Raw genomic sequence first — 12,100 nt, 5'->3', positions numbered from 1 at the left:
CGCGTCGTCCTCGGCGGGGGTGGTCGCGTCGTCCGTCACGCCCCACAGTCAAGCACCGTCGCGCGACCGGGGCATCCCCACAATCGTGACACCCTGACAATCAGGACATCCCGTTCCCGCCGCGCGGCACATCGACGATCACGGCGTCCGCTCGGTCAGCCGGAGGCGCCGCCGGTGAAGTTCCACGAGGCCAACCGCAACGGCGGCGCCGACCACCAGGCACTGCTGAAGGTCTGGGACTGCAGGGCGGTGTGCCGGCCCACTCCGAGGACCGCACCGGGCGCGAGCGCCTGCGGATAGGACTGGGTGAACCGGAAGTTCTGTACGGCCGCCGCGACCTCGCCGTCCTCGATCAGCCAGACGCCGTTGCGGGTCAGCCCGGTGACGACCAGGCTCCTCGGATCGAGTACCCGGGTGTACCAGAGGTCGGTGACCAGCAGTCCCCGGCGCACCTCGGCGACCAGCGCGGCGGTGTCCGAGTCGACGACCGGGCCGGATACCTCACTCGCCCTGGTCAGGCCGTTGTGCGACGGTGCCGGTTCAAGTCGCAGATGCAGCGGTACCGCCCCGGTCGCGGCGCCGCCCGGCACCGCGTGCCCGGTGGAGGCGGCTCCGGCGCCGGCCTCGGCGGCGGTTCGCCGGTCGTGCGCGACGGCGGTGGTCACGCCGCGCTCGACCAGTGCGACCGGAACCCGGGGAGTGCCCTCCGCGTCGAAGGGCAGCGCCGGGCCGGCCAGCGCGTCGTCCACCAGGGTGACCGACCGGTCGAACTGCGCGGTGCCGGGTACGGCGAAGGACCGCTGCTCGTTGTACGCCTTGCCGTTGAACCCGTAGGTCGCGAGGTTCTGGAGGAGGTCGGCGACGGCGGTCGACTCCAGCACCACCTCGTAGCGCCCGGGTGCCAGTTCGACGGGTGCGACACCGGCCCGTGCCTTCACCGACGCCCGGCCCCCGAGCACCCCGCCGAGCAGGTCTCCGAGCCGGAACGAGCTGAGCCGGGCGACTCCGTCGGCGCCGCCACACCGGGCGATACCGTCCATCGCGGCCTCGGTGTTCCGGCCGGTGACCGTGTGTCCGGCGCTGTTGGCGAAGGCTCCCTCCCGACGGCCGGTACGGCAGTAGCCGGCCGTTTCCAGGCCGCCGGCGGCTTCGACGAACTCCCGTACCCGCTCGGCCCGCTGGTCGGCGGTCGCGGAGGCGGTGAAGTCGTCCCAGTTGCCGGTGCCGTCCGGTTCCGCCGGCGGGGCCAGACCCGGCCAGCTCGGGTCGGGCGGGCAGTGCCGGGCCGCCGCGACGGTACGTTCGACGAGGTCGCGCAGGCCCGCCGAGGTGACCACGGTGGACGACCCGCTGGCGGTCCGGCCGTCGAGGTGCACCCGCAGTCGTACCGAGGTGGCGGCCTCGCCCATGTTCTGGTGGATGAAGGAGTTCGCGAACCGGGTCAGCGCCAGGTCCGCCCGCTCGGTGCCGACCTCCGCCTGCGCACCGGGCCCGGCGACCTGCCGGACCAGGTCGACGACCTGACCAGCGAGGTCGAGTGGGGACGTCATCGCTGCCTCCATTCCCGCACGTTCATCCGTGCCGGGTTGCTCATCCGCGTCCTCGCGGCGCTCATCCGCGCACTCCGACCCGGACGCCGGTGAACCGGGCGGGCGCGGCGGGATGCCCGGTGTGGCCGACCTGTCCCGGCTGGCCCTTGCCGCAGTTCGGCGTCCCCCAGGCGACGCTCTCCGAGGACAGCATGTCCATCGACCGCCAGAAGAGTGGGCCGATCCCGGTGTAGGTCGGGTTGCGCAGCATCCGGCCCCGCCGGCCGTTCTTGATCTCCCAGCCGATCTCGCAGCCGAACTGGAAGTTGAGCCGCTTGTCGTCGATCGACCAGGAGCGGTTCAGGTCCATCAGTACGCCGTCGTCGGTTGCCGCGATCATCTCGTCCAGGGTGTGCGGACCGGGCTCCAGGCCGACGTTCGTCATCCGTACCATCGGCAACCGGGCCCAGCCGTCGGCCCGGACGCTGCCGGCGTACTCCAGGCCCGCGACGGCGGCCGAGTCCCGCCCGGCCAGGGTACCGACCCAGCGACCCTCCCGGACCGCGTCGCGCCGGGTAGCCGGGGTGCCCTCGTCGTCGAAGCCGAAGCTGCCCAGCGCGCCCGGGATCGTCGGGTCGATCGTGATGTTCATCAGCTCGGAGCCGTACCGCAGGACGCCGAGCTGGTCCAGGTCCAACCAGGACGTGCCGGCGAAGGCCGCCTCCCAGCCGAGGATCCGGTCCAGTTCGATCGCGTGGCCCACCGACTCGTGGATCTGCAACGCCATCTGTTCGCCGCCGAGGATGAGCGTGGTCTCGCCGGCCGGGCAGAGCGGCGCGGTGACCAGCTCGCGGGCCTCCTCGGCGATCCGGCCGGCGTGCGCGGTCAGGTCGAGCGAGTCGACCAGCTCCCAGCCCTGGGTGCCGTACTGGCCCCGGTAGCTGGGGTACGAACGCCGCTGGGTCTCGCCGTCGCCGATCACGGTGGCCGAGATCCCGGCACCGCATTCCCGGATGTGCTGGTCGATCCGGTGCCCCTCGCTGGAGACGAACCACTTGCGGGTGTCCCAGATCTGGTACAGCCCCTCGGCCTGGTCGGCACCGTGCTCCCGGGACGTCCGGGTGGCCCGGACCAGCAGGTCGCCCTTGTCGGACAGCGGTACCGAGAGCGGGTCGACGGCGCACGGGGAACTCCACGAACCGGTGCTGGCCGGCGTCGGCACGAGCGTGCTGCCGGGACCGGCGACCCGGCCGCTGGCGGCGGCGATCCGCGCGGCCCGATTCCCCGCCGTCCGGGCCGCCGGCTCGGAGAGATCGGGTACGGCGTAGAAGCCCCAGCCCGAGCCGACCAGCGCGCGTACCCCGACCCCGGCGCTCTCGTCCTGGGCGACGGACTCGATCTCGCCGTTGCGGGCGGACATCGACTCGTAGCGGCGGTGCATCACCCGCGCGTCGGCGTACCGGGCCCCGGCGTCGAGGGCCGCCTGGACCGCCGCCGTCGCCACGTCGAACTCGGTCATCGGCTCTCCTCGCTGCGCTCGTGGCCATTCCGCCGTCGGACGAACCGGCGGGACCGGATCGGCACGGCGCGACCGACCGCCGGAACCGGCAACCGATCATGGAACGACCTTATGCGAGGAGCCGGGGTCAGCGCCCGGGTAGCAGGCTCTCCGGCCGGATTTCCACCGCGACCGGCTCCTGGCAGGCTGGATTCGTTTCGGGTTACGGCTCGAGGTGCCAGCCGAGCCTCACCGACCGGCGGCAGGTGTCCGGGTCGTCGCCGCAACCGATGAACAGGGCGGTGAGCATGGGTGCGCCGTGGTCGAGCGCTTGGCGCGGTAGGGGACCGGTGGCGACCAGGGACACCAGTCCGTGGCCGACTGCCCAGCTCTGGGTGGCCAGCGCCAGGGCGTCGACGTCGGAACGGAACCGTCCGATGTCCTTGGCCCGCTCGACGGCGCGTAGCAGGCAGTCCAGCGTTCCGTCGGCGGCTGCCGGATCCTCCAGTTCGAAGCCGACGTCGAACATGACCCGGTAGAGATCGGGGTTGGCCAGGGCGTTGGACAGGTATGCGGCCCCCAGGGCGGCGAGGTCTCGTACCGGGTCTGCCGACAACGTGACCGCCCCGAGCCTGGCGGTCAGGCGGGTGAACCCCTCCTGACGCGTCGCCTGCCACAAGCCGTTCATTCCGTCGAAGTACGTGTAGACGGCCATGGTCGACACGCCGGTACCCGCGACGATCGCCCGCAGCGTGACCGGCTCCCGGGCGCGCAGCAGTTGCGCGGTCCGCTCGATCAGCAGGGCTCGAACCGCAGGGTCCTTCGTTCTGACCATGCAACCACATTACATAGCAATGCTATGTTTAGACGCGCTCGATCCTGTGTTCTCGATCTAGGGAGTGGTTGTGGCCGTAGAACTGGTCAACCCGGACGGACTGCCGAAACCCGAGGTGTACCGGCAGTTGTCGATCGCCACCGGATCGAGGCTGGTGTTCCTGGCAGGGCAGGTGGCTCGCGACGCCGATGGGAACCCGGTCGGCGAGGGCGATCTGGCCGCCCAGGTGGAGCAGGCATACCTGAACATCGGCACGGCCCTGGCGGGGATCGGTGGTTCGTTCGACGACGTGGCGAAACTGACCGTCTACGTCGTCGACTGGTCCCTCGACAAGATGCCATTGCTGGGCGAGGGCGTGGCCCGGGCGGCCGCGAAGCTGGGGGTCGACCCGGTCAAGCCGATCACCCTGCTCGGGATCGCCGCGCTGGCCGAGCCGGACCTGCTGGTCGAGGTCGAGGCCACCGCCGTCCTCGACTGATACGGACCTCGGGCCCGAGGCGTACGGAGGTCCGTGGCAGTACGAGAGGACGGGAGGTCAGCGCTCGGGTAGCAACGTCTCCGGCCGGATTTCCACCGCGACCGGCTCGGTGAGCCGCAGTGTGTCACCAGCCTTGGCCACCGCGCGTTCGACGTAGTGGGTGCCGTCGAGGCGGTACAGCCGTAGCGTGCCACTCTCCTGCTCGACCAGCAGGTACCACGGGATCCGGGCGGTGGCGTAGTAGTGCATCTTGAGCACCTGGTCGGTCGCGGCATTGCTCGGCGAGATGATCTCGCAGACCAGCCGGACCGCCGCACCGTCGATGACGAGTTCGTCGAAGTTAGAGGCTCCCGTCGAAGAGTTCGACGCGGTTCCGGGTCTCGCCGAGGGCGAGGTATTCCTCTTCGGTCCACGGTCCGCCGTGGCCGAAAACCGCCGCGGTCATGGTCACCTCCGACTACTCGGTTGCCGCTGTCTGAGCCGGGTCGCCTCCGCCCCGTACTGCGCCAGTCTGGCACAGCGGTCGGACACGCAGGAATTACACTCGGTCACTGGGCGGCTGGTACGGGACGAGTCAGTCGTCGACGTGCACCCCGACGGCTACGAGCGAAGCCGGTGGTGGAGTACCAGAAGTGCCGCGACAGCATTTGCCGAGCGGATCTCGCCACCTGCGACCATGTCGGGAATTCGGGCGACGGGGATCCACTCCCGCTTTTCGGATTCGAAGTAGTCCTCTGGCTCGCCCACGTACTCGGCGCCGTCCGCCAGATACACGTGATGTTGTGCGTCGGACAGCCCGTTGGACGGCTCGACCGTGATGAGGTGCTCCAGTCGGCCTGGCCGCCAGCCGGTCTCTTCGAGCATTTCGCGTGCAGCGGCTCGCTCGGTCGTCTCGTTGACATCGACGACGCCGGCAGGCAGTTCCCAGCCCCAGGTGTCGGGTATGAACCGGTGGCGCCACAACAGCAGCACCTCGTTCTGAGTATTCACGGCGGCGCAGAGAGCGACCGGGCGCTGCCGGATCACGAAGTGGTCGAGGTGCTTGCCGTCGGGCAGCTCCACATCGGCGAGGTTCACCGTCAGCCACTTGTTCTCGTAGACGGTGTGCTCGCCAAGGTTCGTCCACCGCATCTGCCGCCGACCGCCCTTCTCGTCGCACGTCGGGTTGCCGGCCAGGTTACAGCGGAACCGACAGCGCCTCTTCGATTCGCTCGACGGCCTCCGCCGCCACGGCGGTACGTTGCTGGGTTAGACGCCTACGAAGGTGGTCGAACCGGTCTCGCAGCCGCCGGGACTCCATGCCACCGGCAAGGTCAACCATCCGTACCGCAGAGGCCGCAGCGCGCTCCACCTCACCTCGGTTGAGTTCCACCGTCGTGAGCGTTGCCATCCGGTGGACCCGTCCCCGGGGATGGGTGTCTGTGCGAACCGCCTCCTCGGCATACTTCCGGGCCGGTGTCAGCTCCCCCAGGCTGGTGAGTGCTTCGGCAAGCTGCGCTTCCACGAGGCCGGGCTGCATGTATTCCGTCTCCGGTGGCTCGTCTTCACGGCGAATGAGCGTCGCGGTCTGTTCGGCAAGCGTCATGCAGCGGTGTGCGTCCGTGACGGCCTTCAGGCCGGCGAACGCTTTCGCCTGCATCACGTACAGATCGGTCTTGAGCGCTGGAGTGATATGGGGCCCGGCGGTACGCAGGCCCGCCTCGGCGAACGCGATGGCCTGTCGGTAGTCCCTGAGGAATACCGCCTGGTTGACCAGCAGGGCAACGACATATCCGCCGAACCGGCGGTCGCTGGACGCCTTGGCCAGGCGTAACGCTTGATGGAAGTAGCGCTGTGCGAGGCCCTGAGCATCCGAGTCGTACCCGCAGATCCCGGCGATGGCGGCCAGCCCACCGGTGGCCCGGAAGAGGTTGCGGCCCGTCTGATCGCTGTAGGAGCCGCGTAGCAGAGGCGCCGCGTGCTCCATCAGGAACCTCACCACGCGCGCCCTGGTGGCGACACCCCCGACCTGCCGGTACATCGATTCGTAGTGGGTTCGGGCCGTCCGCAGCATGGCGATGTCGCCGGCATCAACGCGAGGACCTGCTGGTCTGGACACATCCCGGTCCTCAGGTGGGTTTTCCCATTCCCAGACCGGCGCGATCGCGCGCATCCCGGTGATGACTGGTGTGTCGGTGGGATCCGCACGTTCCTGGTCTGAACGCCAAAGCGCGGTGGCTCGCGCGATGAAGCCGGTGAGCGGTGCGAGGTGCGAGGCGTCCGGGCGTCCCATGCCGATGTCATCGAGGGTGATTCGCCGCGACAGACGTTCGCTGAGAAGCTCACAGATGATCTCGGGGACCTGGGCACGGGGTCGTTGTCCGTTCATCCATCGGCTCACGGACGTGTGGTCGTACCGCGTGATCCGTCCGTTGCTCTGCCCGGCCCGGTTGATTCGGGCCGCAAATCCGGCACGAGACATGCCGGCCTCATCCAGGAGTGCGTCAAGCAGGGTGTTCGGCTCCATTTCGCACCAGCCTGTTCGAGAAGGATTAGCACAGGGTAGCCGTGTGGCATTCACGCGGGGTGTGAATGCGTCACGCTCATCGTCTCCTTTCAAGCCCTCCCGACAGTCCGGTGACGCGAGTTGGCTGGCCGCGGGACTTGACCATTCGCCGGTGCTGATTGCCGAGGTTGCCTCTCAATAGCACCCGGCCCCACGCGGCAACCAAGGAGAGGAGAACGATGCTGACGCGGATACGAGGATGGATCTGGGCGCGGCAGCACAGGGTGCTGGACTATCGGTGGGACGGTCGCCGGTGGGTCCGGGTGCCTGGGGCTGAGGCGATGACGAAGCCCCCGCATACGTCTCTTCCCCAGCCCCCCGATCTGGCCGCCGGAACTCTGCTTCGGCTTCGAGCCGGGGACTGGCACCACAGCCACGACCTGCCCTGCACCGCGTACTGCGACATGACGGTGACCAGGGTCCACGCTGGCGTGACCCGGGCGGACGGCGGTCATCTGTGGGTCCGGGTCACCGGTCATGACCATCCGACCTGCTCGTGGGCCTCGGCGGAGCCGCACGCGCCGTGTGTCGAACTGATGGTCCGCCTCGATGTGCTCCAGCGCCATGCACGATGAGTACCTGTCGCCGTCGGACATTCTCGACGTGGCGCGACGCGTCGTCCGGGTGCACGGGGACAGGACGTGTATCAACTGCACCCCGGACGGCTGCCTGGTCGCCGAGTGGGCGGCGGTGACGTTGTTCGAGGACGCGGTGGCGGCCGCTCCGACGGTGCCGAGGTCGTGGGCGCCGGGGTCGACAGGGGAGGACCGGAAGCATTTGAATAGGACGATCGGTCGGGCTCCCGGCTGACCTGGGTCGGTACGTCGGGACGGCGACGAAGTTCGGTACCTGGAGGTTATTTTCACTCTCCGTACTCTGTTGTAGGTTATCTTCACCTCTGCTTCCTGGTGGCGCAGATCCGTCGATTGAGCAGCGGAAACCGGTGACGGGGCAGGGAGAGGAGGACGGGGTGGAAACGGCATCGACCGCGTCCGCGACCTCGGGGGCGAACCCGTACCTGCGGGTCCAGGACCTGCGGGTGCGCTTCCGGACCGAGGACGGCGTGGTGCGGGCGGTGGACGGGATCTCGTTCGCCGTCGAGCGTGGTCGCACCCTCGGCATCGTCGGCGAGTCCGGCTCGGGCAAGAGCGTCACCAGCATGGCCGTGCTCGGCCTGCACGACCCGAGGCGTACGGAGATCAGCGGGAAGATCCAGGTCGGCGGGCGGGAGATCGTCGGGCTGGCCGACTCCGAGTGCCGCAAACTGCGCGGCCGGGACATGGCGATGGTCTTCCAGGATCCGCTCTCCGCCCTCCATCCCTACTATCCGGTGGGACGGCAGATCGCCGAGGCGTACCAGGTGCACCACCGTGGCGTCGGTCGGCGTACGGCGCGGCGCCGGGCGATCGAGATGCTGGACCGGGTCGGCATCCCGCAGCCGGCGCGGCGGGTCGACGAGTACCCGCACGAGTTCTCCGGCGGCATGCGGCAGCGGGTGATGATCGCGATGGCACTGGTCAACGATCCCGACCTGCTGGTCGCGGACGAACCGACGACGGCGCTGGACGTTACCGTGCAGGCGCAGATCCTCGACCTGCTGGCAGACCTGCAACGCGAGTTCAACTCGGCGATCGTCCTGATCACCCACGACCTCGGCGTGGTCAGCCAGGTCGCCGACGACGTACTGGTGATGTACGCCGGGCGGGCCGTCGAGCACGGCAGCGTCGAGCAGGTGCTCCGGCGGCCGCAGCATCCGTACACCTGGGGGTTGCTCGCCAGCGTGCCGTCGTTGCACGGCGACGCCGACGCGGACCTGCTGCCGATCGCCGGCAACCCGCCGAGCCTGATCAACCTTCCGCCCGGCTGCGCGTTCCACCCCCGGTGCCGGTGGGCGGACGAGAACGGCGACCGTTCGAGGACCGAGGTGCCCGAACTCCGGCCGGTGACCGAGGCCGGTCATCTGGTCGCCTGCCACCTGCCCGAGGCCGAGCGCCAGCGGCGGTACGCCGAGGAGATCGCTTCTGTCGGGGTGGCGCTGTGACAGTGGGCGAGCAGGTCGGGGCGACCGAAACGGACGCAACGGAACGCCCGGTGGAACAGTCCCGCCCGTCCGGCGAGCCACTGTTGGCGGTGACCGGGCTGACCAAGCACTTCCCGGTGCGCGGCGGCTTCCGCCAGCGCGGGGTGGTGCGCGCCGTCGACGGGCTGGACTTCGAGGTCCGGGCGGGGGAGACGCTGGGGCTGGTCGGCGAGTCGGGCTGTGGCAAGACCACCACCGGACGGCTGCTGGTGCGGCTGCTGGAGCCGACCGGTGGCCGGATCGTCTTCGAGGGCCGGGACATCAGCCACGCCAGCCGGGCCCACCTGCGACCCCTGCGCCAGGACCTACAGATCATCTTCCAGGACCCGTACGCCTCGCTGAACCCCCGGCACACCGTGGGCCGGATCGTGGCGATGCCGTTGCAGGTGAACGGGATCTCCCCGCCGGGCGGGGTGAAGCAACGGGTACGGGAACTGCTGGAACTGGTCGGGCTCAATCCCGAGCACTACAACCGGTACCCGCACGAGTTCTCCGGCGGCCAGCGGCAGCGGATCGGGATCGCCCGTGCCCTCGCGCTGAACCCGAAGCTGATCGTGGCCGACGAACCGGTGTCGGCGCTGGACGTCTCGATCCAGGCGCAGGTCGTCAACCTGCTCCGCGACCTGCAACGGGAGCTGGGACTGGCGTTCGTGTTCATCGCGCACGACCTCGCCGTGGTCCGGCACTTCTCCCAGCGGATCGCGGTGATGTACCTCGGGAAGATCGTCGAGATCGGGGACCGGGCGGAAATCTACGAGCGGCCACGTCATCCGTACACCCGGGCGCTGCTGTCGGCCGTACCGGACGTCACGAAGCTGGGACCGGCCGGTCGGATCCGGCTCGCCGGTGACGTACCCACACCGCTCGACCCGCCGTCCGGCTGCCGGTTCCGGACCCGCTGCTGGAAGGCGCGGGAGGTCTGTGCCACCGAGGAGCCGGCGCTCGTCGCGCGCCTGTCCGGGACCGGGTCGGTGGCCTGTCACTTCCCGGAGGAAGGCGGCCTCGGTGAGGAGAGTGTGCCGTGAGTGAGCAGCAGGTGGCGGCGCCGGTGGGGGCCACCGCGGCGGCGGTCGGAGGTGGACCCGAGGCCGGCGGCGTGCCGGTGGTCGGGGCGAAGGAGTTCGTCGGTCGTTCGCCGGGCCAGCTCGCCTGGCTGCGGCTGCGCCGCGACAAGGTGGCGCTGGTCAGCGGCGGCGTGCTGATCTTCTTCGTCGTGCTGGCGGCGGCGGCCCCGCTGGTGGCGCGGCTGTACGGCAAGGGTCCGCAGGAGCGGTTTCCGGAGCGGCTGGACCGCAACGGTTTCCCGCTGGGCTACGCGGGGGTGTCCGGCGAGCACTGGTTCGGCATCCAGCCGGGCATCGGCCGGGACATCTTCATCCAGGTCGTCTACGGGCTGCGTACCTCGTTGATGATCGCGTTCATCGCGGCCGTCCTGACGATCGCCCTCGGCGTCGTGGTCGGCATCGTGGCCGGTTACGTCGGCGGCTGGGTCGACGCCGTGATCAGTTGGGTGATCGACCTGGCGCTGGCCTTCCCGTTCTACATCTTCTGCTTCGCGCTGGTGCCGCTCGCCGTCAACCAGTTCTACGGGCCGCGTGACGAGGTGGCGCCCTGGTTCCGGCCCACGCTACTGGTGCTGATCTTCGTCCTGTTCAACTGGACCATCTCGGCGCGGCTGGTCCGGGGCCAGGTGCTCTCGCTGCGGGAGCGGGAGTTCGTCGAGGCGGCCCGTGCCTCCGGCGCCGGGCTGGGTCACATCCTGTTCCGGCAGCTCCTGCCCAACCTCTGGGCGCCGATCCTGGTGACCTTCTCGCTGAACGTACCGGCGCTGATCACGGCGGAGGCGGCGTTGTCGTTCCTCGGCATCGGGGTGTTGGAGCCGACCCCGGACCTGGGTCGGCTGATCAACGACAGCGTCCGGTACCTGCGGGACGTACCCAGCTTCACCATCGTGGGCGGGACCACGCTCTTCCTGCTGGTGCTGGCGTTCAACCTCTTCGGCGACTCGCTGCGCGACGCGCTCGATCCGAAGTCGAGCAGGTAGGGGGCGTCCGTGCTGCGGTTCCTGGTCAAGAAGACGCTGCTCGCGCTCAGTACGCTGCTCGCGGTCAGTGTCATCACCTTCGGGATGTTCTTCGCGGTGCCCAACAATCCGGCCGAGCTGATGTGCGGGGACAGCAAAAACGTCTGTAGTCCGGAGCGGATCGAGATGATCGAACGCCGGATGGGACTGGACAAGCCGATCGCCACCCAGTACGGCGACTTCATGCGGGGCATCTTCGTCGGCCGGACGATCGGCAGCGGCGAGACGGCCCGGGACTGTCCTGCCCCCTGCCTCGGCTTCTCGTTCCGCAACGACGAGCCGGTCAGCGGGATCGTCGGACGTACCCTGCCGGTGACCCTGAGCATCGTCTTCGGTGCGGCCGTCGTCTGGCTGGTGCTGGGCCTGTCCATCGGGATGGTCTCGGCGCTGCGCCGTGGCACCGTCTTCGACAAGGTGGCGGTCGGTACCTCGCTGGTCGGCGCCTCGATGCCGATCCTGCTCTTCGGACCGCTGCTGCTGATCGGCCTGGTCTACGAGACCGGGCTGCTGAGTTATCCGCGCTACACCCCGATCACCGAGAATCCGCTGGCCTGGGCGTCGGCGATGATCCTGCCCTGGTTCGCGCTGGGCTTCCTCAACTCCGCGACCTACGCCCGGCTGGCGCGGGCGCAGATGTTGGAGACGCTCTCCGAGGACTTCGTCCGGACCGCGCGGGCCAAGGGCCTACCGAAGATCAAGGTGTACGGCCGGCACGCGCTCCGCGCCGCGATCACCCCGATCATCACGATCGCCGGGCTGGACCTGGGCGCCTACCTGGGCGGCACGGTGATCACCGAGACGGTCTTCGGGTTCACCGGACTCGGCCGGACGGCGTTGAACGCGGCGCTGAACCTGGACATGCCGATCGTGATGGCGACGGTGCTGCTCGCCGCCGTCTTCGTCGTCGCGGCCAACGTGCTGGTGGACCTGCTGTACGCGGTGGTCGATCCCCGGGTCCGGCTCGGATGAGTCCCGGTCGTCGCGGCGCGCCGTGCGGAAACGTTGTCCCATCGTTACTGCTATGAAACTTACCTTCAGGCCCGCTTGCGTGA

The 12,100-nt window shown here is 69.3% G+C and carries 12 protein-coding genes and 1 pseudogene; 7 read left to right on the top strand and 6 right to left on the bottom strand.

Translation table 11 applies throughout. The features are described from left to right. Positions 1 to 155 precede the first annotated feature (155 nt). The 3 genes from I0C86_RS08550 to I0C86_RS08540 all read right to left on the bottom strand — a co-directional run bounded on the left by I0C86_RS08550 (position 156) and on the right by I0C86_RS08540 (position 3,862). Complete coding sequence (locus I0C86_RS08550) at positions 156 to 1,550, bottom strand: TldD/PmbA family protein (RefSeq protein ID WP_196200675.1); 1,395 nt, start codon at positions 1,548 to 1,550, stop codon at positions 156 to 158. Between the two features lie 61 nt (positions 1,551 to 1,611). Further along, the gene (locus I0C86_RS08545; RefSeq protein ID WP_196200674.1) at positions 1,612 to 3,048 is read right to left on the bottom strand and encodes a TldD/PmbA family protein; all 1,437 of its coding nucleotides are present in this window, start codon (positions 3,046 to 3,048) and stop codon (positions 1,612 to 1,614) included. A gap of 202 nt (positions 3,049 to 3,250) precedes the next feature. Beyond that, positions 3,251 to 3,862 (bottom strand): TetR/AcrR family transcriptional regulator, encoded by a 612-nt coding sequence (locus tag I0C86_RS08540; RefSeq protein WP_196200673.1) that lies wholly within the window; start codon positions 3,860 to 3,862, stop codon positions 3,251 to 3,253. Between the two features lie 70 nt (positions 3,863 to 3,932). On the opposite strand from I0C86_RS08540, the gene I0C86_RS08535 reads away from it, so the two are divergent. After that, positions 3,933 to 4,340 carry a RidA family protein gene (locus I0C86_RS08535; RefSeq protein ID WP_196200672.1) on the top strand — a complete coding sequence of 136 codons (408 nt, stop codon included), beginning with the start codon at positions 3,933 to 3,935 and terminating at the stop codon, positions 4,338 to 4,340. 57 nt (positions 4,341 to 4,397) lie between these two features. Here the strand turns inward: I0C86_RS08535 and I0C86_RS08530 are convergent. The 3 genes and pseudogenes from I0C86_RS08530 to I0C86_RS08520 all read right to left on the bottom strand — a co-directional run bounded on the left by I0C86_RS08530 (position 4,398) and on the right by I0C86_RS08520 (position 6,846). Further along, a pseudogene (locus I0C86_RS08530) lies at positions 4,398 to 4,785 on the bottom strand (Uma2 family endonuclease). A gap of 155 nt (positions 4,786 to 4,940) precedes the next feature. Next, positions 4,941 to 5,471: an NUDIX hydrolase gene (locus I0C86_RS08525; protein ID WP_196200671.1), complete on the bottom strand. Its 531-nt coding sequence runs from the start codon at positions 5,469 to 5,471 to the stop codon at positions 4,941 to 4,943. A gap of 46 nt (positions 5,472 to 5,517) precedes the next feature. Beyond that, complete coding sequence (locus I0C86_RS08520; RefSeq protein ID WP_196200670.1) at positions 5,518 to 6,846, bottom strand: transcriptional regulator; 1,329 nt, start codon at positions 6,844 to 6,846, stop codon at positions 5,518 to 5,520. A 320-nt stretch (positions 6,847 to 7,166) separates the two neighbouring features. Between I0C86_RS08520 and I0C86_RS08515 the strand changes: the two genes are divergently transcribed. The 6 genes from I0C86_RS08515 to I0C86_RS08490 all read left to right on the top strand — a co-directional run bounded on the left by I0C86_RS08515 (position 7,167) and on the right by I0C86_RS08490 (position 12,017). Further along, complete coding sequence (locus I0C86_RS08515; protein WP_196200669.1) at positions 7,167 to 7,460, top strand: hypothetical protein; 294 nt, start codon at positions 7,167 to 7,169, stop codon at positions 7,458 to 7,460. Further along, the gene (locus I0C86_RS08510) at positions 7,450 to 7,695 is read left to right on the top strand and encodes a hypothetical protein (protein ID WP_196200668.1); all 246 of its coding nucleotides are present in this window, start codon (positions 7,450 to 7,452) and stop codon (positions 7,693 to 7,695) included. The genes I0C86_RS08515 and I0C86_RS08510 overlap by 11 nt, the downstream gene beginning before the upstream one ends. Before the next feature lie 160 nt (positions 7,696 to 7,855). Then, on the top strand, positions 7,856 to 8,926 hold the full coding sequence (locus tag I0C86_RS08505; RefSeq protein WP_196200667.1) for an ABC transporter ATP-binding protein: 1,071 nt from the start codon (positions 7,856 to 7,858) through the stop codon (positions 8,924 to 8,926). 50 nt (positions 8,927 to 8,976) lie between these two features. Then, the gene (locus I0C86_RS08500; protein ID WP_323373537.1) at positions 8,977 to 9,990 is read left to right on the top strand and encodes an ABC transporter ATP-binding protein; all 1,014 of its coding nucleotides are present in this window, start codon (positions 8,977 to 8,979) and stop codon (positions 9,988 to 9,990) included. Continuing rightward, complete coding sequence (locus I0C86_RS44915) at positions 9,987 to 11,009, top strand: ABC transporter permease (RefSeq protein WP_323373536.1); 1,023 nt, start codon at positions 9,987 to 9,989, stop codon at positions 11,007 to 11,009. The genes I0C86_RS08500 and I0C86_RS44915 overlap by 4 nt, the downstream gene beginning before the upstream one ends. A gap of 9 nt (positions 11,010 to 11,018) precedes the next feature. Further along, the gene (locus I0C86_RS08490; protein ID WP_196200666.1) at positions 11,019 to 12,017 is read left to right on the top strand and encodes an ABC transporter permease; all 999 of its coding nucleotides are present in this window, start codon (positions 11,019 to 11,021) and stop codon (positions 12,015 to 12,017) included. Positions 12,018 to 12,100: the final 83 nt, after the last annotated feature.

The sequence above is a fragment of the Plantactinospora alkalitolerans genome (assembly GCF_015690345.1).
In the GTDB taxonomy this organism is placed as follows: domain Bacteria; phylum Actinomycetota; class Actinomycetes; order Mycobacteriales; family Micromonosporaceae; genus Plantactinospora; species Plantactinospora alkalitolerans.
This window is presented reverse-complemented; position numbering and strand designations above follow the sequence as displayed.

Coding starts and splice junctions, on each gene's coding strand:
- I0C86_RS08550 (WP_196200675.1), bottom strand. CDS start 1,550: ATGACGTCCCCACTCGACCTCGCTGGTCAGGTCGTCGACCTGGTCCGG.
- I0C86_RS08510 (WP_196200668.1), top strand. CDS start 7,450: ATGCACGATGAGTACCTGTCGCCGTCGGACATTCTCGACGTGGCGCGA.
- I0C86_RS08520 (WP_196200670.1), bottom strand. CDS start 6,846: ATGGAGCCGAACACCCTGCTTGACGCACTCCTGGATGAGGCCGGCATG.
- I0C86_RS08545 (WP_196200674.1), bottom strand. CDS start 3,048: ATGACCGAGTTCGACGTGGCGACGGCGGCGGTCCAGGCGGCCCTCGAC.
- I0C86_RS08525 (WP_196200671.1), bottom strand. CDS start 5,471: ATGCGGTGGACGAACCTTGGCGAGCACACCGTCTACGAGAACAAGTGG.
- I0C86_RS08515 (WP_196200669.1), top strand. CDS start 7,167: ATGACGAAGCCCCCGCATACGTCTCTTCCCCAGCCCCCCGATCTGGCC.
- I0C86_RS08540 (WP_196200673.1), bottom strand. CDS start 3,862: ATGGTCAGAACGAAGGACCCTGCGGTTCGAGCCCTGCTGATCGAGCGG.